Origin of the sequence: Bradyrhizobium sp. 27S5 (assembly GCF_037217225.1) — a bacterium.
GTDB lineage: Bacteria > Pseudomonadota > Alphaproteobacteria > Rhizobiales > Xanthobacteraceae > Bradyrhizobium > Bradyrhizobium septentrionale.
This window is the reverse complement of sequence record NZ_CP147714.1, coordinates 2,324,682-2,344,777: the sequence shown is the minus strand read 5'-3', so window position 1 is coordinate 2,344,777 and position 20,096 is coordinate 2,324,682. Positions and strand designations below refer to the sequence as shown.

The window sequence follows — 20,096 nt, the reverse complement described above, 5'->3', positions numbered from 1 at the left end:
CGCGTATCTCCATCGCATCGAGCGCCGAACGAAAGCGCAATGCGCCGTGACGATCGACCGCATCCCCGAACCGGGCGCGCGATCACTGCGTGCCATCATCGCGCGGCCCTTTCCTACGACCAAGGTCCCCTGCGCAGGAAAGGTGAATTCCGGTTAACTGCATTGCGCCGTCCTCATGCTCGCAGAAGAGGAAAAGCCTCCGCGAACACTTGGGGCTTGCGCGGGATCATGTAGGATAGCGGCACGACCCCGCCGGCGACGATGCCGGCCGACCCTGGGACCGCTTGATGACCGCGCATGTCATAGTGACCGACGAAGCCGCCACACGCGTGATCCGGCTGCGCAGGCCCGAGAAGAAGAACGCGATCACCCAGGAGATGTTTCGCGCGATCAGCGACGCGATCGACAAGGCGCAGAACAATCCGAAAATCCGCTGCCTGATCATCACCGGCGGCTCCGGTGTGTTCACCGCGGGCAACGACGTCGAGGACCTGCTCGCACAGGGCACCTCAACCGGCGAGATGCCACCCGCCTCCGACCTGGTCAAGTTCCTGTATTCGCTGGCCCACAATGTGAAGCCGATCATCGCCGCGGTCGACGGCGTCGCTATCGGCATCGGCACCACCATGCTGTTCCACTGCGACTATGTGCTGGCCAGCAAGGCCGCGTCGTTCTCGACGCCGTTCTCCAATTTCGGCCTGGTGCCGGAAGGCGCCTCCAGCCTGCTGATGCCGCGCACGATGGGCCACCAGCGCGCCTTCGCGATGCTGGTGATGGGCCGCACCATGTCGGCCGACGACGCCCGCGTCGCCGGCTTCGTCAACACCGTGGTGGCGCCGGGCCATGCCGAGGTCGAGGCGCACAAGGTGGCGCGCGAGATCTGCGCGCTGCCGGCCGAGGCGGTGGCGATCTCGCGGCGTCTGATCCGGCTGCCGCCGGAGGACGTCACCCGCCGCATCGAACAGGAGAACCATCTGTTCAGCGAACGGATGCGCTCCAGCGAAGCGGTCGACGCCTTCAGGGCCTTCATGGCGCGCACGAAGGATTGAAACGAAGCGTCGCAAAATTGTAGTGGCGCCGGGCCATGATCGTGTGTTCCATGATCGTGCACGCCATGATTATGCGCTCCATGGACAGGTCATGAGACAACCCCGCCCCCGCCTTAAGCCTCTTGCGCCTCTCGCCGCGCTTTGCGCACTCGGTCTGGTCGCGGCAAGCCCCGGTCGGGCACAGACCGCGGCGCCGGTGAACTTGCGCATCCTCGCGATCAACGACTTCCACGGCTATCTGCGGCCGCCGCCGGGCGGCATCCGCATCACCGATCCCGCCGACGCCAGCAAGAAGATCATGGTGCCGGCCGGCGGTGCCGAGCGGATGGCGACCGTCGTCAAGCAGCTGCGCGAAGGACACAAGAACAACATCTTCGTTGCGGCCGGCGACCTGATCGGCGCGAGCCCGTTCCTGTCGGCGATGTTTCATGACGAGCCAACCATCGAGTCGCTGTCGATGATGGGGCTTGCGATCTCCTCGGTCGGCAATCACGAATTCGACGAGGGCAAGGACGAACTGCTGCGGATGCAGAATGGCGGTTGCCACCCGGTCGACAAGTGCCAGGGGCCGCACCCGTTCCTGGGCGCCAAATTCCGCTATCTCGCCGCCTCCACGATCGACAGGGCCACCGGCAAGCCGGTGTTTCCGCCCTACGAGATCAAGGAATTCGACGGCATCCCGGTCGGCTTCATCGGGCTGACGCTGAAGAACACTCCGAATCTGGTGTCGCCGGCCGGCGTCGCGAGCCTCGACTTCCGCGACGAGGCCGAGACCGTCAATGCGCTGATCCCCGAGCTAAAGGCACGCGGCGTCGAGGCGATCGTGGTCTTGATCCATGAAGGCGGCTTTCCGACCGGCGACTATAATGAATGCCCCGGCATCTCCGGGCCGATCGTCGATATCGTCAAGAAATTCGACAAGGCGGTCGACGTCGTGATCTCCGGCCACACCCACCAGGCCTATGTCTGCGAGATCGACGGACGTCTCGTCACCTCAGGCGACAAATACGGCACGCTGGTCACCGCGATCGATCTTGAGCTCGATCCGAAGACTCATGACGTGACCAGCGCCAGGGCCGACAACACCATCGTGAAGATCGCCGGCACGGCCAAGGATCCCGAGCAGAGCGCGCTGCTGGAATCCTACGACCGGCTGGCGGCGCCGATCGCCAACCGCCCGGCCGGCTCGGTCATCGAAACGCTGTCGCGCGTGCCCAATGATTCCGGCGAGAGCCCGCTCGGCGACATCGTCGCCGACGCGCAACTGCGCGCGACCAGCTCGGAGCCGAATGGCGGCGCGGTGATCGCCTTCACCAATCCCGGTGGCGTGCGCACCGATATCACCAGGCGCGAGGACGGCGCGGTCACCTATGCCGACATCTTCGCGAGCCAACCGTTCCGCAACCAGCTGGTGACGATGACGCTGACCGGCAAGCAGCTCAAGGACGTGCTGGAGCAGCAATGGGCCGACCCGAAACGGCCGCGCGCCCTGCAGGTCTCGAAGGGCTTTGCGTATGCATGGGATGCGAGCAAGCCCGACGGCGCGCGCATCATCGCCGCGCGGATGTCGCTCGACGGCAGGCCGATCGACCCCGCCGCGAGCTATCGCGTCACCGTGAACAACTATCTCGCCGAAGGCGGCGACGGCTTCACGGTGTTCAAGGAGGGAACGGCGCAGCAGTTCGGCATCTACGACGTCGATGCGCTCTATGCCTATTTCAAGGCCAACAGCCCGGTCGGCCCGACCGCCGGAAAGCGGATCGAGCGGATCAATTGAGCGGGGTGAGTTCAGCCCTCGTCATAGCCGTCCGAAGGACGGCGTCGCTTTCGCTCGCCTATGTCCCTGCCATCCACGTCTTTCTTGCGCACTCGGAGCAACGACGTGGATGCCCGGCACAAGGCCGGGCATGACGAGTCCGGGGATCAGCCGAGCGGCCTCTAATAGGAAGCCTTGGCAGGATTCTCGAAGAACGAGCAACGGAACCGCAAGATCAAACGCGGCCCTTTCCGGCGAGCCGGTAACCGCCTAAATTAGACCCTCCTCGCACGCGCCTCCATTGCGCCGGGAATTTGCATGACACTGCTTCTGACGCACACCGCCTGCTTCGACCATTTGACCCCTCCAGGACATCCGGAACGCCCCGACCGGCTGCGCGCGGTGGCCGAGGTGCTCGGCGAAGACCGCTTCAAGGCGCTGGTGCGCGATCTCGCGCCCGAAGGCGACCTCGACACCGTGCTGCTCTGTCATGGCGAGCATTATGTCGGCGAGCTGCGCCACATCGCGCCGACCTCGGGCATGATTTATATCGACGGCGACACCTCGATGTCGCCCGGCACCTGGGAAGCCGTGATGCGCGGCGTCGGCGGGGCGGTCGCCGCCACCGATGCGGTGATGACCGGCGCCCACCAGAACGCCTTCGTCGCGGTGCGCCCGCCCGGCCATCACGCCGAGAAATCGACGCCGATGGGGTTCTGCTTCTTCGACAATGTCGCGATCGCCGCGCGCCACGCGCAGCGCAAATACGGCATCAAGCGCGCCGCGATCATCGATTTCGACGTCCATCACGGCAACGGCACGCAGGACATCTTCTGGGCCGATCCCACCGTGATGTATTGCTCGACGCACCAGATGCCGCTGTTCCCCGGCACTGGCGCCGCCGGCGAGCGCGGCGAGCACGACACCGTTGTCAACGCGCCGCTGGCGCCCGGCGACGGCGGTGCCAGGTTCCGCGCAGCCTTCGAGAACCTGATCCTGCCGCAGCTCGAGAAGTTTTCCCCCGAACTCGTCGTCATCTCGGCGGGCTTCGACGCGCATCACCGCGATCCCTTGGCCTCGATCAACCTGACCGGCGAGGATTTCGGCTGGGTCACGCGCAAGCTGATGGATGTGGCCGACAAGAGCGCCGGCGGCCGCGTGGTCTCGGTGCTGGAGGGCGGCTACGACCTGCAGGGCCTGAAAGAGTCGGTGGCATCTCACGTCACCGCATTGATGGGCGTCTAAATACCCGCCACAATACGCCCGCAAAAATTCGATTGATTCTGCGCCGGGGCGAGCATGCCTGCGACAGGTCATGCCCGGACGAACAAGATCAGGTTGCGATCTGATCGGCGCAATCAGGAACGCAAAGAATGGCCGAAAACACCCAGGCGGACGTCAAGAAACTCTCCTTTGAGCGCGCGATCGAGGAACTCGAATCGATCGTCAAGCGGCTCGAGGACGGCAAGGTCCCGCTTGAGGAATCGGTCGCGATCTATGAGCGCGGCGAACAGCTGAAGCGGCGCTGCGAGGAGTTGCTGCGCCAGGCCGAAGCCCGCGTCGACAAGATCACCACCGACGCCTCGGGCCAGCCGACCGGCACCGAGCCGCTCGACGTGCAGTAGCGCCGCCCATCGCGATCCTGCGACAGGATGTCCGCGACAGCGGACAATTGTTGCTCCGTATTTCCGGCAATTGACCCCGCCGCGGGACGACCGCAGCGGTCCGGTGCTGTCACGAATCTGCCCGATCCGGGCCGGCCGGCTGCCGCAAAAATGGGCGGATTGGAACCCGCCTGCGGCCTCTAGCATTGAAAAGTCTGGCTTTTTCGGTAGAAGGCATAGGAACCCAGCGCCCCTAGCGGGTTGGCTTTGACCGCGGCTTTGGTGTAATGCTTCCAGTTCTATGGGCATTTGAGGGTGGCGGGCGGCCCGAATTATTCGGGCGGCAAGCAACTCAAATGGTTCGATAAAACTGAACCGGGACGGGTGAACAGCGACCAAGGTGATGCATATCACGTGGTCCAATCCGGAGTGAATCTAGGCTGACAACCAGGCACGGCCTGCCGGGGCGGCACCCAGTGTCTGGCATTCGCTGCGCGGTGAGCGCGCCAACCCATCTCGCGTCGGGCCGTTCGTTCCGACAGGCAAAAATTGGAAATTCGCTGTGACCACATTTAGTAAAACGCCGCTTCTTGACACGATTCACACGCCGGATGACCTGCGCAAGCTGAAGGTCGAGCAGGTGCGGCAAGTCGCCGACGAGCTGCGCCAGGAAACCATCGACGCGGTGTCGGTGACCGGCGGCCATTTCGGCGCAGGCCTCGGCGTGGTCGAGCTGACCACCGCCATCCACTACATCTTCGACACCCCGCGCGACCGCCTGATCTGGGACGTCGGCCACCAGGCCTACCCGCACAAGATCCTGACCGGACGCCGCGACCGCATCCGCACGCTGCGCACCGGCGGCGGCCTCTCCGGCTTCACCAAGCGCACCGAGAGCGACTACGATCCGTTCGGCGCCGCACACTCCTCGACCTCGATTTCGGCCGGCCTCGGCATGGCCGTGGCGCGCGATCTCTCGGGCGGCAAGAACAACGTGATCGCGGTGATCGGCGACGGCGCGATGTCGGCGGGCATGGCCTATGAAGCCATGAACAATGCGGGTGCGATGAATTCGCGCCTGATCGTGATCCTCAACGACAACGACATGTCGATCGCCCCGCCGGTCGGCGCGATGAGCGCCTATCTGTCGCGGCTCTATTCCGGCAAGACCTACCGCTCGCTGCGCGAGGCGGCCAAGCAAATCAACAAGCGCCTGCCCAAGATCCTCGCCAACCGCGCCAACCGCGTCGAGGAATATTCCCGCGGCTTCATGATGGACGGCGGCACGCTGTTCGAGGAGCTCGGCTTCTATTATGTCGGCCCGATCGACGGTCACAATCTCGACCATCTGCTGCCGGTTCTGAAGAACGTCCGCGACATGGAGACCGGGCCGATCCTGGTTCACGTCGTGACCCAGAAGGGCAAGGGCTACGGCCCGGCCGAGGCCTCCGCCGACAAGTACCACGCCGTCGTCAAGTTCGACGTCGCCACCGGCACCCAGGCCAAGGCCAAGCCGAATGCGCCGGCCTACCAGAACGTGTTCGGCCAGAGCCTCGTCAAGGAAGCGCAGAAGGACGACAAGATCGTCGCCATCACCGCGGCGATGCCGTCCGGCACCGGCGTCGACATCTTCAACAAGGCGTTCCCGGACCGCACCTTCGACGTCGGCATCGCCGAGCAGCACGCGGTGACCTTCGCCGCCGGCCTCGCCACCGAAGGCTACAAGCCGTTCTGCGCGATCTACTCGACCTTCCTGCAGCGCGGCTATGACCAGGTGGTCCACGACGTCGCGATCCAGAGCCTGCCGGTCCGCTTCGCGATCGACCGCGCCGGCCTGGTCGGCGCCGACGGCGCGACCCACGCCGGCTCGTTCGACAATGCCTATCTCGGCTGCCTTCCGAACTTCGTGATCATGGCCGCCTCCGACGAGGCGGAAATGGTCCACATGGTGGCGACGCAGGTTGCGATCAACGATCGTCCGAGCGCGCTGCGCTATCCGCGCGGCGAAGGCCGCGGCGTCGAGATGCCGGAAGTCGGCGTTCCCCTGCCGATCGGCAAGGGCCGCATCATCCGCGAAGGCAAGAAGGTCGCGCTGCTGTCGTTCGGCACCCGCCTCGCCGAGTGCGAGAAGGCGGCCGACGAGCTCGCCGCCCACGGCCTCTCCGCCACGATCGCGGACGCGCGCTTCATGAAGCCGCTCGATGAGGAGATGATCATGAAGCTCGCGCGCGAGCATGATATCCTGATCACCATCGAGGAAGGCTCGATCGGCGGCTTCGGCTCGCATGTCATGCAGTTCCTGTCTGACAACGCCATGCTCGATAGCGGCATGCTGAAGTTCCGCTCGATGATTTTGCCCGACGTGTTCCTCGACCACGACTCGCCGGCGGCGATGTATGCCCGCGCGGGTCTCGACGCCAAGAGCATCGTTGCCAAGGTGTTCGAAACCCTCGGCAAGGACTACAAGACCGAGACCGTCAAGCTCGCGTAATCGTTCCACCTCTCCCCGCAGGGAGAGGTCGGATCGCGTGAGCGATCCGGGTGAGGGGGTGAGGTCCCATGAACGAGCATAACCCCTCACCCGCGCCTCCGGCGCGACCTCTCCCTATGGGAGAGGTTTCAAGTCGATCTCATCCCCGGCAAGTCCATGAAAATCTATCTGGCAGGTCCTGACGTGTTCCTGCCGGATGCCGTGGAGATCGGCCGCCGCAAGGCGGAGGTTTGCGCCTATCACGGGCTGACCGGGCTGTATCCGCTCGACAACAGCATCGATCCCACTGCCGCCGGCGCCTCTCTCACCATCTTCAAGAGCAACGAGGCGATGATGGAGTCTGCCGACGCCATCATCGCCAATTTGACGCCGTTTCGCGGCCCCAGTGCCGACGCAGGCACCGTCTACGAACTCGGCTACATGGCGGGACGCGGCAAACTGTGTCTCGCCTATTCGAACGATCCCACGTCCTACGCCAATCGCGTGGCGCGGCTGAGCCAGGTCGTGCCGGCATCCGACGGACGCCTGATCGACACGGAGGGGCTGACGGTGGAAGAGTTTGGATTGCCTGATAATCTGATGATGATGCACGCGCTCGATCTGCACGGCAGTCCGCTGGTGACGCCGCGCGAGCCGTCGGCCGATCTCTGGCACGACCTCACCTCCTTCGAGGCCTGCGTGCGGCTTGCCGCCACGCAGCGCCGTCAGGGCGCCAAGTGACCAAACAAGTGACCAAGCCGGGCGACAACGACAACGACGCATCCGCCGGCAAGCGCATCGACGTGCTGCTGGTCGAACGCGGCCTGTTCGAAAGCCGGGCGCGGGCGCGCGCCGCGATCGACGCCGGCCTCGTCACCGCCGACGGCAAGCCGATTGCAAAAGCGTCCGAGATCGTCGCGCCCGGTGCCACACTCACGGCCGAGCCGGCGCATCCCTATGTCTCGCGCGGCGGCGTCAAGCTCGCCGGCGCGCTCGAGCATTATCCGATCGATATCGAGGGCCATGTCTGCCTCGATGTCGGCGCCTCGACCGGCGGCTTCACCGAAGTGCTGCTCGCCAATGGCGCGAGCCTGGTGTTCGCCATCGACGTCGGCCACGGCCAGCTGCATCCCTCGCTGCAGGGCCATCCGAAGATCGTCTCCATGGAGGCGACCGACATCAGGAGCTTCGAGGGCAAGCGCCTGCCGGCGCGGCCCGACATCGTCGTGATCGATGTCAGCTTCATCTCGCTGAAGCTGGTGCTGCCGGTGGCGCTGTCGCTGGCGGCAGCACCAATGCATCTCCTGGCGCTGATCAAGCCGCAATTCGAGGCAGCGCGCAAACACGCCAAGCGCGGCGTCATCCGCAACGCGATGGTGCACCAGGAGATCTGCGACGATATCGCAGCCTTTGCCGCTTCGCTCGGCTGCACCGACATCCAGGTGTTTCCGTCCTCGATCACCGGTGGCGACGGCAATATCGAATTCTTCCTCGGCGCGCGCCGTGGCTGAGCTCATCACCATCGACCATGTCGGCCACCGCGGCGACGGCGTCGCGATCGACGGCTCGCAGTCGATCTTCGTGCCCTACACGCTCGGCGGCGAAACGGTCGAAGTCGAGGACGTCCCCGGTCAGCATCCCGACCGGCGGCGGCTGCTGCGGGTGGCGCGCGCAAGCCCCGAGCGCATCGCGCCGTTCTGTCCGCATTTCGGCGTCTGCGGCGGCTGCGCGATCCAGCACTGGAACGACGCGCCCTACCAGGCCTGGAAGCGCAACATCGTGGTCGAGACGCTGGCGCAGGCGAGAGTTTCGGCCGAGGTCGCGCCGCTGCTCGATGCCTATGGCGCGGGCCGCCGCCGCATCACGCTGCACGGGCGGATGGGCACCCATGGGGGGCTGAAGGTCGGCTTCGCCGCTTCCGGTTCGCACGACATCATCCCGGTGGATCGCTGTCCGATCCTCGATCCGGCGCTCGATGGCGCGCTCGAGGCGGCCTGGGCGGTCGCCGAGCCGCTGATCTCGATTGGCAAACCGCTCGACATCCAGGTCACCGCAACGCTAAACGGCCTCGACATCGACGTGCGCGGCTCCGGCGCGCTGCCGACGAGCCTGATCACCACGCTGTCGCGCGTCGCGGAGAAACATCGGCTGGCGCGGCTGACGCGGCAAAGCGAGCTGGTGCTGCAGCGCGGCTCGCCGGAGGTTGCAATCGGCAAGGTGAAGGTGGTGCTGCCGCCGGGCTCGTTCCTTCAGGCGACCGTCAAGGGCGAGGAGACGCTTGCGGCGCTGATTCGCGAGCATTGCGGACGCGCCAAGCACATCGCCGATCTGTTCTGCGGCGTCGGCCCGTTCGCGCTTCGCCTCGCGGAGAAGGCGCGGATCGCGGCCTTCGACAACGATGCCGGCGCGATCACCGCGCTGCAGAAGGCCGCGCAATCCACATCGGGGTTGAAGCCGCTCAAGGCCGAGGCGCGCGACCTGTTCCGCCGCCCTTTGATGCCGCAGGAATTGCGCGACTTCGATGCCCTGGTGTTCGATCCACCGCGGCAGGGCGCGCAGGCGCAGGTCACCCAGCTGGCAGCGAGCAAGGTGCCGGTGATCGTCGCGGTCTCCTGCAATGCCGCAACCTTTGCGCGCGACGCGAAGATCCTGATCGATGGCGGTTACAAGATGACGGCCGTCACCCCGGTCGATCAGTTCCGCCATACGCCGCATGTCGAGTTGGTGGCGCGGTTTGCGCGCTGATCTGCGAACGAGAGGCGAGATATCGGCAGAACCGTAGCAACCATTAGCTCTTTCGGTTGTGTGCGATTGAATTGCCCGATCGCCGTTGAGACTGACGCCGTGCTCGCGGCCATCAAGGCGTGGCCTGTCGAGGGTGGGATGTGGCAGCATTTGAGCGACGGCCATCCTTGACGGCCGCTGTGCGCGGCGTCCTTGTGACGGCAGGTCGGGACGAAGAAACGGTGCCCCGATCGAACAAAGAAACGCTTCAGGTCGCCGGGGCGACGACTGGCAAGTGAGCTTGCCAAGGGGTCGCTCGGGCCACCACGGTGTTGATGAAGATGAGCAACTTCCTGGCGCAGGCGATCAGGGCACGCTTGTGGCCTTTGCCGGCGGCGATCAATCGTTTGTACAGGGCCATGAGCTGCGGATTCCAGCGGAAAGACGCCGCCAGCGCCGCAGCATAGAGCGCATGGCGCAGACGTTTGCGTCCACCGTCGATGTGACGAGCGCCGATGTGTTCGCCGCTGTCGTCGTCATAAGGCGCAAGGCCCGCAAGTGCTGCGGCCTGCTCGCGGCTGACCTGGCCGATCTCGGGCATCCGGACCAGGACGGAGACCGCAGTCGGCAGCCCGGCCCCACCGACGCTGTAGATCAGGTCGAGCCGAGCGGCGAGATCGTGCTGCTTGCGGATCGCTGCCACCAGAGCCTTGAACTCGACTCGTTCGCGCTTGGCCAGACGGGCGATGTCGTCCTTCCAGAGCTTTTGGATACGCGCGTCGCGGCAGCTCTCGAGCCGGTTCTTGAACCGCGCGATATCTTCTCCGATCTGATCGATCAGCGTCAGATGCCCGGCCAAGGGCGGCAATCTTGCATCGGGTGCCGGGTGGATCTTCTTGACCGCAGCGGTGCATGCGGCGATCAGCGCGGCATCGATCCGATCGTTCTTGGCACGCTGCCCGCGGTATTTGGCATAGGCACGCACTTGCGCCGGCTGGAACACCACGACGACAAACCGCTTGCGCCGCAGCTCGACGACGACCGGCTGCTCATAGCCACCGCTCGCCTCGATCCCAATTCGCCTGACCTTATGGCGCCCAAGCCACTCCAACAGCGTCTTGTAACCTTCCGCCGTGTTCTCCACCTGCAGCTGCTCCGAGCCGTCGTCGAGCGCCACGTCGAGCTTCCGTTTGCCAATATCGATTCCGGCACAGATTGTGATACGCTTGGCCATCTTCCTCGACCCTCCCTTGTGATGCGAACCTAAAGTTCGTTCAACCATGCGGGTCCCGATGAAGTGCCGATCGCGATCTTGCTACGAATAACAGCCTTCAAGGCTTCGATGGGTATCGATCCGATCGATCAGCGGCCCAGCCCGGGCGGCCACCCGAGCTGGGCCATTCCTCACGGAACGAGGCCAGTCTAACCCAGCGCGCTAATACAAGGATGGGTAGAGCGCAGCGAAACCCATCGCAGCGGAACGAGAATGATGGGTTTCGCTTCCGCCTTCGCTCTTCGAGCTTCGGCGAACAGGTCGCTAACTCATCCTACGAGATCACAAAACGAGCCCTCACCGCCCCCAGCGGTCCTGCCAGATCTTCTCGCCGATCGTGCAACTGACCCGCGGCTCCTTCTCGGCGGTCCGCACGATCGGGCGCTCCGGGGTGCGGCCGGCGACTTCGAGCAGCAGCTTGGTGCGGATCGCCTCCTTGAACTTCTCGCGGTCCTTGATCGTCACCACGAAAGAGCCCGGCCCGCCGATCACGCAATCCTCGTAGTACAGGTCGAGATTCTCGATATCCATCGTCGAGTAGGACGGCTCCTTCACCATGATCGGCAACCCGTTGATGACGATGCCCTTGTCAAGCGCCGCATCGCGCGCGGGCGTGATCGGCGCGCCGTTGTTGTTGGGCCCGTCGCCGGAAATATCGATCACGCGGCGCAGGCCGCGATGCGGATTCTCGTCGAACATCGGGATTGCGAAATAGATCGCGCCCGAGATCGAGGTGCGCGAGGCGCGGCGCACCGGCGTCTTCATGATCTCGGCGGCGACCGCATCGGCGGATTCAGGGCCGTCGATCACCCGCCAGGGAATGATGACCTTCTGGTCATTGGAAGCGGCCCATTCGAAATAGGTGATCGAGATCTTGCCGTTCGGCCCGGCCTTCAGCGCCTGCAGGAAATCCTTGGAGACGATCGCCTGCGCATAGCCCTCGCGCTGGATCGCGAGTTCGTCCATGTCCATCGAATAGGAGACGTCGACCGCGATGATCAGCTCGATGTCGACGCTCGGTGTGGATTCCTTTTCGGCCAGCCGGCCGGTCTGTGGTCCCGGGCCCGGCGCGGCAACACCGGCCACATCGCCGCTGGCCAGCATGCCCGCGACAAGCACCGCTCCGATCGAGACATACCAGCGCATTGCGGCCCTCCCGTCGTATGGGTGTCATGGTGACACGCAAATCCGGCGGCGAAAAGCGCTGATATCATTTGTCCTTCACATTCAGGTTAGTCACTTGCAGGTTAGACATCACCTATCTCGAATGAGACAAAACGCGCCGTGCCGTTGCCGCAATGACGCCGTGCAATTCGACCGGTTCCAAGGCGCGCCGGAAGACGGTATTCTTACGGAGTAATCGCGAGGGAGTGCCGGGCGATGCCCGATACCGTCGTCAAGCCGAAAACCAGGACAAAGACCAAGGTCGAGCGGCCACGCCTGCACAAGGTGATCCTGGTCAACGACGACTACACGCCGCGCGAATTCGTCGTCACCATCCTGAAGGGCGAATTCCGGATGACCGACGACCAGGCCTACAAGGTGATGCTGACCGCGCATCAGCGCGGCGTCTGCGTGGTCGCTGTGTTCACCAGGGACGTCGCCGAGACCAAGGCGACGCGCGCCACCGACGCCGGCCGCGCCAAGGGCTATCCACTGCTGTTCACCACCGAGCCGGAAGAGTAGCTGTAATCACCGTTCCGCCGGCCGCGCGAGCTACGTCCGCTGGCTAGCCACAATATCGGCGACGACGGCTCCCATCACCAGCGCGCCGCCAATGAGGGCGCGGAGCGACGGCACCTCGGCAAACGCCAGCCACACCCAGAACGGCATCAGCGGGGTTTCGAGGGTGGCGATCAGCGAGGCCTGCCCGGATGGCAGGAATCTGGAGCCGATCGTAAACAGGGTGAGACCGAGACCCACCTGGCATGCCCCGAACATCGCAAGCACGTCGAGATCGGCGCCGGTGACCGCGCCGATGCCCTGCGCGAATGGAAGGCTCACGACGCTACCGAGAACATTCGAGAGCGCCGCGGCGGCGACCATCGGGGTGCCCTTGTGCCGGCGGATCGTCACCGTCATCAGCGCGATCGCCAGCGCCATGATGCATGCAAGGCCGATGCCCCGGTAGTCCGTGATATCCCCGGCGCCGCTGACGGTGACGGCAACGCCCGCGAGGGCGACGAGGCTTGCCAGCAATGTGCCGGGGCGCGCCCGCTCGCCGAGCCACAGCCAGGCGATCGCGGCCGCCGCAAACGGCTGCATCGCGACAATGATCGCGACATTGGCGACGCTGGTCAGTTGCAGCGCCGGAATGAACGTCACCATGCCCAGGGTTGAGAGGCCGGCCACCAGCCATCCGCGCGCGGGCATCACGACGAGATCGCGCGCGCCGCGCCAGCCCTGCGTGGCGAGCAGGAACAGCGCGATCGCGCCGCCGCCGAACAGCCCGCGCCAGAACAGGATGGTCCAGGAATCGAAGTGCAGCAGCCGGGTGAAGAACGGCGCGGTGCTCCAGGCCGCCGCGGCAGCAACGACCAGCGCAATCCCGGTGCGATGCTGCGCGTCGTTGTCAGTCACGTCGCACTGCCGCTAAAGCGCGATGAGACAAGATTGAATCATCATCGCGCCTTAGCTCCTTCTTTGCGCATGATCTCCGCGCAAACGCGTCCCGCGTTTGTCGCGAGGGAAAACCGCGTCGCACTTTTCCGGATCATGCATTAGCCGGCGGCCGCGCGTGGCGCCTCGTCGAACAGGCCGTAGACCCGTTCGGCCTTGGCAAATCCCGAAATCGGAAACTCGCCGAGATCGCTCCAGCCGCCGTCGCAGATGCCAGCGAAGCGCTCGGAGGCCACGACGGTGCGGCCGAGACGGCCGGCAATCTTCTCCAGCCGCGCGGCGAGATTGACCGCCGGACCGATGCAGGTGAAGTCGAGCCGGTTGCCGCCGCCGATATTGCCGTAGAGCACGCGGCCGAGATGCAGTGCGACGCCGAAGCGGAAGCGCTCGACCGCATCGCCGTTGGCGAATTGCAGCGCCTCGACGCCGGCGCGGGATGCGCGCGCGGCGTCCAGCACGCGCGAGCAGACCTGCACCTCGTCGCCGAGATATTCATCGACCGGGAACACCGCGAGCAGGCCGTCGCCCATGAATTTGAGCACTTCGCCGCCATGGTCGCGGATCGCGGTGACCTGGCAGTCGAAGTAGAGGTTGAGGATCTCCACCACCGTCTCGGACGGCAAGCGGTCCGACAGCGCTGTGAAGCCGCGCAGGTCGGACAGCCAGATCGCGGCGTCCATCGTGTCGGCGTGGCCGCGCCGGATCTGGCCGCCCATGATGCGCTCGCCGGCCCGGTTGCCGACATAGGTGTCGAGCAACAGCGTGGCGGTGCGGCGCAGCGTCACAATCTCGATGTAGCGCGCCAGCGGCACGGTGATCGAGCGGATCGCATCGAGCTGCTCCTCGGTGAAGCCGCCCGGCTGCCTGGTGGTCCAGCTCGACGCATTGACGAAGCCGTCGGTGTAAACCAGCGGCATCGCGACATAGTCGGTGACGCCCTCCGCCTGCAGGTCCACGACGATCGGAAAGCGTGCGCTGGCGGGGTCGTCGAGCCGCGCGCGCACTTCAAGTCCCTGCCTGAACACGATCGACAGCGGGCTGACGGCAAATTCCGGGGAGTCCAGAATGTTGTGATCGACGGTGCCGGTTTCGACCTCCGCGCCAGGCGTCCAGAAGAAATGGCGGCCGTAGATTTCGGGATGCAGCGTGCGCACGAAGACGCCGACCCGCCACAACGGCAGGCCGGCGCGCACCAGGCGTTCGCAGCATTCCGCCATCATCTGCGGCGGGGTCGGCGCCGACCGCGCGCCACCGATCATCCATTCGATGATGTCCCGTAGCTCCGACGCATTCATTGGCAATTCCCCGGGGCGATCTGGCGACCGCCACTATATAGGGGATCAGCGCCCGGTCTGCCCGCGGTCGCGCAGAAAATGATCGGCCAGTACGCAGGCCATCATGGCCTCGCCGACCGGCACCGCGCGGATGCCGACGCAGGGGTCGTGGCGGCCCTTGGTCAGGATGTCGGTATCGGCGCCCTTGCGGTCCACGGTGCGGCGCGTGGTCAGGATCGAGGAGGTCGGCTTGACCGCAAAGCGCACCACCACCGGCTGGCCGGTCGAGATGCCGCCGAGCACGCCGCCGGCATGGTTGGACAGGAAACGCGTGCCGTTGTTGCCGGTCCGCATCTCGTCGGCGTTCTCTTCGCCAGTGAGCTCGGCGGCGCCGAAGCCGGCACCGATCTCGACGCCCTTAACCGCGTTGATGCTCATCATCGCGGATGCCAGGTCGCTGTCGAGCTTGGCATAGATCGGCGCGCCGAGGCCCGCCGGCACGCCCTCGGCAACGACCTCGATGACGGCGCCGATCGAGGACCCGCTTTTCCTGATGCCGTCGAGATAGCTTTCGAAGAACGCCGCCTTGTCCTTGTCGGGACAGAAGAACGGGTTGTTGGCGATCTCGTCCCAGTCCCACTTCTCGCGGTCGATCTTGTGCGGGCCCATCTGCACCAGCGCGCCGCGCACCTTGACCTCGGGCAGGACTTTTCGCGCGATCGCGCCGGCGGCGACGCGGGTCGCGGTCTCGCGCGCGGAAGAGCGGCCGCCGCCGCGATAGTCGCGCAGGCCGTATTTCGCTTCATAGGTGAAGTCGGCGTGCCCTGGCCGGAACTTGTCCTTGATCTCGGAATAGTCCTTGGAGCGCTGGTCGGTGTTCTCGATCAACAGCGCGATCGGCGTGCCGGTCGTGACCTGCACCCCGCTCTCCGGATGCGCCATCACGCCGGACAGGATCCTCACCGCATCCGGCTCCTGGCGCTGGGTGGTGAAGCGCGACTGGCCGGGCCGGCGGCGGTCGAGGTCGTGCTGGATCTCCTCCACCGTGAGAGGGATCAGCGGCGGGCAGCCATCCACCACGCAGCCGATCGCAACCCCATGGCTCTCGCCGAAGGTCGTGACGCGGAACATATGGCCGAACGTATTGAAGGACATGGCGTGTCGTAACGCGCGCAGGCAGCGGGGTCAAACAGCTAAGCCGTCATTCCGGGGCGATGCAAAGCATCGAACCCGGAATCTCGAGATTCCCCGATGCGCAATTGCGCATCTGAGGTTCGGTCCTGCGGACCGCCCCGGAATGACGGCCTACCTTAACTATACTTCTGCAGGCCCGCTGCGCCGAACACGTAGACCGCGCCCTGCTCGATAGCGAGGTCCGCGGCCGAGGCCGGGGTCTCGAAGCCGAGCGCCACCATCAGCGCCCGCGCCGTGCCGCCATGGGCAACCGCGACCGTGTCTGAGGTCACCGAGCGGTACCACTCGGTCATCCGCACCTGCACGTCGACATAGCTCTCGCCGCCGGATGGCGACACCGTCCACTTCTCGGCCAGGCGGCGGGCATACACGGCGGGGTCGGCGGCCTGCGCCTGCGCCAGCGTCGAGCCTTCCCATGTCCCGTAGCCGATCTCGCGCAGCCGCGCGTCGAGGGCGTAGTCGCCGGGCGGCAGGCCGAGCTCGGCGCGGACCAGCTCCATGGTCGCGCGCGCCCGGATCAGCGGGCTTGCGACGAACGGCAGCGTCGTCTTGTCACGGCCGTCGCGTGCCAGCAGATCGGCGAGGATGCGCCCGGCATGCGCCGCCTGGGCACGGCCGCGCTCGTTGAGGCCGATGTCCTGCACGCCCTGAAGCCGGCCTTCGGCATTCCATGCGGTCTCGCCGTGGCGGATGTAGTAGATCGTTGGCACCGGCATTCGCTTCGAATATTTCCGGTCCGGAGGTACACCAGCACTTCGGCTGGCGACAAGCCCAAATCGGCCGCAGCTGAGGCGCTATGCATGCAGATCGGCGCAACCGGAATAGCCGCGACGTTAGGGTGTTATATTTGATGAGGCGGCTAGCGCCGCGACCATCGAAGACTGGGATGCATGACCGCGTTTCGTCAAAGTGTCGAAGCCATGATCCCGGCGCTCCGCCGCTATGCGCGCGCGCTGGTGCGTGACTCGGATATCGCCGACGATCTGGTGCAGGACACGCTGGTGCGGGCGCTGCGCTCGGAGCGGCTGTTTCTTGGCGGCGACGTCAGGAGCTGGCTCTACACGATCCTGACCAATTTGAACAAGAACCGCCGGCGCTCGCTCGCGCGGCGGCCGGCCTTCATGCCGCTGCTCGACAACAATGCCGACGCCAGCGGCACCGAGGCCGAGGGACGCGACATCGAGCGCGCGCTGTCGACGCTGGTCGAGGAGCAGCGCTCGGTACTGCTGCTCGTGATGCTGGAGGGGATGAGCTACCGGGAGGTCGCCGACATCCAGGGCGTGCCGATCGGCACGGTGATGTCCCGCCTCGCCCGCGCCCGCGCCCATGTCCGGGCATCGATCGAGGGCCAGCGCCCGACGCTCAGGCGGGTGAAATGATAGGCTGCGCAACAGCAGGTGTTACGATGAACGATTTTCGAACAAGATTTGGCAGAGACGAATGATATGACCGACCCGAACATCCCCGTCACCGAAGACGAGCTGCACGCTTACGTCGACAACGAGCTGCCGGCCGAACGCCGCGGGGATGTCGAGGCGTGGCTCGCCACGCATCCTGACGACGCGGCGCGGGTGCAGTCATGGCGCGCGATGGCCGAGAGGCTGCATGCGCGCTACGACACCGTGCTGGACGAGGCGGTGCCGAATCGGCTCGAGCTCGAGCGGCTGGTGCGCCAGCCGCGCCGCTGGGTCTATGGCGCGGTGGCGGCAACGCTGGCCGCCTTCATCGCCGGCGGCGGCGTCGGCTGGATCGCGCACGGCGCCGCGGCGACGCCGTCGGCCTTCCAGAGCTTCACGGTCGATGCGCTCGATGCGCACCGGCTCTACGTGGTCGAGGTCCGTCACCCGGTCGAGGTGCCCGGCAGCGAACGCGACCACCTGCAGCAATGGCTGACCAAGCGCTGCGGCTGGGACGTCCGCGCGCCGGAGCTCACTGGGCTGAAGCTGGTCGGCGGCCGCCTGCTGCCCGGGCCGAGCGGGCCGGCGTCGTTCCTGATGTACGAGAGCACGTCCGGCGAGCGCTTCACGGTCTACACCGCCAAGGCGAAGACCGATGCGACCCAGATGCGCTATGCCGTCCAGGGCAGCGACGGCGCGCTGTTCTGGGCCGATCGCGGCGTCGCCTATGTCGTCAGCGGCGGCACCGACCGCAGCCGCCTGACCCAGGTCGCGCAGGCCGTCTACGATCAGATGGAGAAGAGCGGCGGCTGATCTTCCGTAATTCTACGGAAGAAATTTCCGCGCAAACTGCGTCATGGCGGGAAAGTGAATCCGGCCTCACTCGGCGTCCCAATTCCGACATTGAAAATTTCGATTCGCGTCATTGCGGCGTCTCATTATCGCACCGGATATTCACGCGAAGATGATCTGCGCCCGATCCGCCGATCGGCGCACGCGGCCTCGATTGGGGTTTGGTACCGCGCTGGTCCCCCTCTCGAGGCCGCACTCCTTTTCCGCCATCCGGTCTGCACGCCGCAGAACCCGGACCTCCGGCGGCCGGTCATTGTTTGACCCGCTCGCAACGCCCGCGTCTACCCCGATAGAGTCCGGGGTAGGTGCAGTTTCGCGTCTTCGTCGCGTCGTTGGGGCGCGTTATCGGCGGTCAGCCGAGATCGCTGCGCGGATTATAGGGGTTTCGATCCCGCCACGTCTGCATCAATGCCTCAAGCTCGGCATCGTTCCCGTCGGGAAGTATGATCCGGGTCGTGACGTAGAGATCGCCTGATACACCCGCCTTCGACAGCCCCTTGCCCTTGAGGCGGAAGGTGCGGCCGCTGGAGGTGTTTTTCGGGATCGACAGTTCGACCGCGCTGCCGAGCGTCGGCACCCGGACCTTGCCGCCCAGCACCGCCTCGTAGAGCGTCACCGGCAGATCGATCCTGAGATCGTTGCCGTCGATCTTGAAGAACGGATGCGGCGCGATCGAGATCGTGATCAGCAGATCGCCGGGCGGGTGGCCCTGTGCGGTCTCGCCCTGGCCCTTCAGCCGGATCTGCTGCCCGGCGGTCACGCCCGGCGGAATCTTGACGTTGAGCTCGCGGCCGGTCGGCAGGCGGACGCGCTTGTCGCCGCCCCTGACCGACTCCTCCAGCGACACCGTCATGGCGACCGAAAGATCGAGGTCGACCCCGACCCCGCCGCCCTCAAACTCGAACGGACTGGACCGCCCCGCACGGCCGCCACCGCCGCCGCGCGCGGCGTTGCCGAACATGCTGTTGAGGATGTCCTCGAAGCTGCCGCCACCCACGCCGCCGCCGGGTCCGCCGCGGAAGCTGTATTCGAAGCCGCCCGGACCGGTACGGCCACCGGCGCCGCCGCCTGGGAAACCCTGGAAGCGCGGCTTGCCTTCGGCATCGATCTCGCCGCGGTCGAACTGCTTGCGCTTGTCCTCGTCGCCGACGATCTCATTGGCCGTGTTGATCTCCGCAAAGCGGGCGGCCGCCTTCGGGTCGTTCTTGTTGTTGTCAGGGTGATGCTTCTTGGCGAGCTTGCGATAGGCGCTCTTGATCGTCGCAGCGCTGGCGCTCCGCTGCACCCCCAAGACCTCATAGGGGTCGCGCATCCGTCACGTCTCCTTCACGGGAAAAATCAGTCCTGGATGGAACCCATCGGGGCCCACTTTACCTTCATGTGGGGGCTCAGTGGCATTTTTGCAACTAGCGCCCGTCCATTATCGGCCGGCTTCTGCCGGACCTCTCAGGACTTTCTCCACGGCTTCAGGTTATGGATTTCCCACCGTCCTTGTCCACCCTTGCAGGCGGCACCCTGTAGCCAGCTCTCGGTGACTCCATTGACATAGCTCGCGAGGAAGTCCCGGCACGTCTTGCCGTCCTCGCCCGAATAGGCCTGGGCCAGCGGCGTCACCGAGCCGCGCGCACCCGTCTCAGGGTTTTCCCAGGACTGGCTGGAATCCTTGTCGCCCTTGGTCAGCACGTCGGAAGCCGCATTGCGGGCGAAGGCAAGATCGCTCTCGGTCGGCATCGCCGCGCTGACCTGGGTCGGGTTGATCGAGCCAGTCACATCCTTGTCGTCCATCTTGGCGAAAGCATCGCTGCGCGACAGGCTGCAGCCGCTGGCGCCAACGCCGATCAGAATCAATGTCACCGCCGCGCCCGCGGGGTGGATCGCCGATAG

The 20,096-nt window shown here is 65.5% G+C and carries 19 protein-coding genes; 11 read left to right on the top strand and 8 right to left on the bottom strand.

Going from position 1 to position 20,096, the window contains the following annotated elements; genetic code table 11:
* Positions 1-287: 287 nt before the first annotated feature.
* The 8 genes from WDM24_RS11120 to WDM24_RS11085 all read left to right on the top strand — a co-directional run bounded on the left by WDM24_RS11120 (position 288) and on the right by WDM24_RS11085 (position 9,624).
* Positions 288-1,049: a crotonase/enoyl-CoA hydratase family protein gene (locus WDM24_RS11120; protein ID WP_166298207.1), complete on the top strand. Its 762-nt coding sequence runs from the start codon at positions 288-290 to the stop codon at positions 1,047-1,049.
* Between the two features lie 91 nt (positions 1,050-1,140).
* Positions 1,141-2,826 carry a bifunctional metallophosphatase/5'-nucleotidase gene (locus tag WDM24_RS11115; RefSeq protein ID WP_338831223.1) on the top strand — a complete coding sequence of 562 codons (1,686 nt, stop codon included), beginning with the start codon at positions 1,141-1,143 and terminating at the stop codon, positions 2,824-2,826.
* Positions 2,827-3,123: 297 nt separating this feature from the next.
* Complete coding sequence (locus tag WDM24_RS11110) at positions 3,124-4,050, top strand: histone deacetylase family protein (protein ID WP_338831222.1); 927 nt, start codon at positions 3,124-3,126, stop codon at positions 4,048-4,050.
* Between the two features lie 128 nt (positions 4,051-4,178).
* Complete coding sequence (locus WDM24_RS11105) at positions 4,179-4,430, top strand: exodeoxyribonuclease VII small subunit (RefSeq protein WP_166203093.1); 252 nt, start codon at positions 4,179-4,181, stop codon at positions 4,428-4,430.
* Positions 4,431-4,971: 541 nt separating this feature from the next.
* Positions 4,972-6,900 carry a 1-deoxy-D-xylulose-5-phosphate synthase gene (dxs, locus tag WDM24_RS11100; protein ID WP_338831221.1) on the top strand — a complete coding sequence of 643 codons (1,929 nt, stop codon included), beginning with the start codon at positions 4,972-4,974 and terminating at the stop codon, positions 6,898-6,900.
* 156 nt (positions 6,901-7,056) lie between these two features.
* Positions 7,057-7,620 (top strand): nucleoside 2-deoxyribosyltransferase, encoded by a 564-nt coding sequence (locus WDM24_RS11095; RefSeq protein WP_338831220.1) that lies wholly within the window; start codon positions 7,057-7,059, stop codon positions 7,618-7,620.
* Entirely contained in the window at positions 7,617-8,390 is a 774-nt protein-coding gene (locus WDM24_RS11090; protein WP_338831219.1) for a TlyA family RNA methyltransferase, read from the top strand. Before WDM24_RS11095 ends, WDM24_RS11090 begins: the two co-directional genes overlap by 4 nt.
* Complete coding sequence (locus WDM24_RS11085; protein WP_338831218.1) at positions 8,383-9,624, top strand: class I SAM-dependent RNA methyltransferase; 1,242 nt, start codon at positions 8,383-8,385, stop codon at positions 9,622-9,624. Before WDM24_RS11090 ends, WDM24_RS11085 begins: the two co-directional genes overlap by 8 nt.
* A 247-nt stretch (positions 9,625-9,871) precedes the next feature.
* Here WDM24_RS11085 and WDM24_RS11080 read toward each other — a convergent pair whose 3' ends face one another.
* Positions 9,872-10,837, bottom strand: a complete 966-nt coding sequence (locus tag WDM24_RS11080; protein ID WP_338828278.1) for an IS110 family transposase — start codon at positions 10,835-10,837, stop codon at positions 9,872-9,874.
* A gap of 336 nt (positions 10,838-11,173) precedes the next feature.
* Positions 11,174-12,022: a DUF1194 domain-containing protein gene (locus tag WDM24_RS11075; protein WP_029081387.1), complete on the bottom strand. Its 849-nt coding sequence runs from the start codon at positions 12,020-12,022 to the stop codon at positions 11,174-11,176.
* Positions 12,023-12,256: 234 nt separating this feature from the next.
* Between WDM24_RS11075 and clpS the strand changes: the two genes are divergently transcribed.
* A complete protein-coding gene (gene clpS / locus WDM24_RS11070) occupies positions 12,257-12,562 on the top strand; it encodes an ATP-dependent Clp protease adapter ClpS (protein ID WP_338697541.1) in 306 nt (101 codons plus the stop codon).
* A gap of 30 nt (positions 12,563-12,592) precedes the next feature.
* On the opposite strand, the gene WDM24_RS11065 is transcribed toward clpS, so the two are convergent.
* From WDM24_RS11065 to WDM24_RS11050, 4 genes are all read right to left on the bottom strand, one after another.
* Positions 12,593-13,456, bottom strand: a complete 864-nt coding sequence (locus tag WDM24_RS11065) for a DMT family transporter (protein WP_338831217.1) — start codon at positions 13,454-13,456, stop codon at positions 12,593-12,595.
* Positions 13,457-13,596: 140 nt separating this feature from the next.
* Positions 13,597-14,790, bottom strand: a complete 1,194-nt coding sequence (locus WDM24_RS11060) for an adenylate/guanylate cyclase domain-containing protein (protein ID WP_338831215.1) — start codon at positions 14,788-14,790, stop codon at positions 13,597-13,599.
* 45 nt (positions 14,791-14,835) lie between these two features.
* On the bottom strand, positions 14,836-15,924 hold the full coding sequence (aroC, locus tag WDM24_RS11055) for a chorismate synthase (protein WP_338831214.1): 1,089 nt from the start codon (positions 15,922-15,924) through the stop codon (positions 14,836-14,838).
* Positions 15,925-16,079: 155 nt separating this feature from the next.
* Complete coding sequence (locus WDM24_RS11050) at positions 16,080-16,679, bottom strand: histidine phosphatase family protein (RefSeq protein ID WP_166298217.1); 600 nt, start codon at positions 16,677-16,679, stop codon at positions 16,080-16,082.
* A gap of 174 nt (positions 16,680-16,853) precedes the next feature.
* Between WDM24_RS11050 and WDM24_RS11045 the strand changes: the two genes are divergently transcribed.
* Both WDM24_RS11045 and WDM24_RS11040 read left to right on the top strand, forming a co-directional pair.
* Complete coding sequence (locus WDM24_RS11045; RefSeq protein WP_338831213.1) at positions 16,854-17,342, top strand: sigma-70 family RNA polymerase sigma factor; 489 nt, start codon at positions 16,854-16,856, stop codon at positions 17,340-17,342.
* 66 nt (positions 17,343-17,408) lie between these two features.
* On the top strand, positions 17,409-18,173 hold the full coding sequence (locus WDM24_RS11040) for an anti-sigma factor (protein ID WP_338697530.1): 765 nt from the start codon (positions 17,409-17,411) through the stop codon (positions 18,171-18,173).
* 391 nt (positions 18,174-18,564) lie between these two features.
* On the opposite strand, the gene WDM24_RS11035 is transcribed toward WDM24_RS11040, so the two are convergent.
* Positions 18,565-19,524: a J domain-containing protein gene (locus tag WDM24_RS11035; RefSeq protein ID WP_338831212.1), complete on the bottom strand. Its 960-nt coding sequence runs from the start codon at positions 19,522-19,524 to the stop codon at positions 18,565-18,567.
* A gap of 134 nt (positions 19,525-19,658) precedes the next feature.
* Positions 19,659-20,066 carry an RT0821/Lpp0805 family surface protein gene (locus WDM24_RS11030; protein WP_338831211.1) on the bottom strand — a complete coding sequence of 136 codons (408 nt, stop codon included), beginning with the start codon at positions 20,064-20,066 and terminating at the stop codon, positions 19,659-19,661.
* Positions 20,067-20,096: the final 30 nt, after the last annotated feature.

What these genes read in the sequence shown, in the direction of transcription:
- clpS (WP_338697541.1), top strand. Translation starts at nt 12,257, where the DNA reads ATGCCCGATACCGTCGTCAAGCCGAAAACCAGGACAAAGACCAAGGTC.
- WDM24_RS11095 (WP_338831220.1), top strand. Translation starts at nt 7,057, where the DNA reads ATGAAAATCTATCTGGCAGGTCCTGACGTGTTCCTGCCGGATGCCGTG.
- WDM24_RS11040 (WP_338697530.1), top strand. Translation starts at nt 17,409, where the DNA reads ATGACCGACCCGAACATCCCCGTCACCGAAGACGAGCTGCACGCTTAC.
- WDM24_RS11110 (WP_338831222.1), top strand. Translation starts at nt 3,124, where the DNA reads ATGACACTGCTTCTGACGCACACCGCCTGCTTCGACCATTTGACCCCT.
- WDM24_RS11120 (WP_166298207.1), top strand. Translation starts at nt 288, where the DNA reads ATGACCGCGCATGTCATAGTGACCGACGAAGCCGCCACACGCGTGATC.
- WDM24_RS11045 (WP_338831213.1), top strand. Translation starts at nt 16,854, where the DNA reads ATGACCGCGTTTCGTCAAAGTGTCGAAGCCATGATCCCGGCGCTCCGC.
- WDM24_RS11075 (WP_029081387.1), bottom strand. Translation starts at nt 12,022, where the DNA reads ATGCGCTGGTATGTCTCGATCGGAGCGGTGCTTGTCGCGGGCATGCTG.
- aroC (WP_338831214.1), bottom strand. Translation starts at nt 15,924, where the DNA reads ATGTCCTTCAATACGTTCGGCCATATGTTCCGCGTCACGACCTTCGGC.
- WDM24_RS11115 (WP_338831223.1), top strand. Translation starts at nt 1,141, where the DNA reads ATGAGACAACCCCGCCCCCGCCTTAAGCCTCTTGCGCCTCTCGCCGCG.
- WDM24_RS11105 (WP_166203093.1), top strand. Translation starts at nt 4,179, where the DNA reads ATGGCCGAAAACACCCAGGCGGACGTCAAGAAACTCTCCTTTGAGCGC.
- WDM24_RS11080 (WP_338828278.1), bottom strand. Translation starts at nt 10,837, where the DNA reads ATGGCCAAGCGTATCACAATCTGTGCCGGAATCGATATTGGCAAACGG.
- WDM24_RS11060 (WP_338831215.1), bottom strand. Translation starts at nt 14,790, where the DNA reads ATGAATGCGTCGGAGCTACGGGACATCATCGAATGGATGATCGGTGGC.
- WDM24_RS11050 (WP_166298217.1), bottom strand. Translation starts at nt 16,679, where the DNA reads ATGCCGGTGCCAACGATCTACTACATCCGCCACGGCGAGACCGCATGG.
- WDM24_RS11035 (WP_338831212.1), bottom strand. Translation starts at nt 19,524, where the DNA reads ATGCGCGACCCCTATGAGGTCTTGGGGGTGCAGCGGAGCGCCAGCGCT.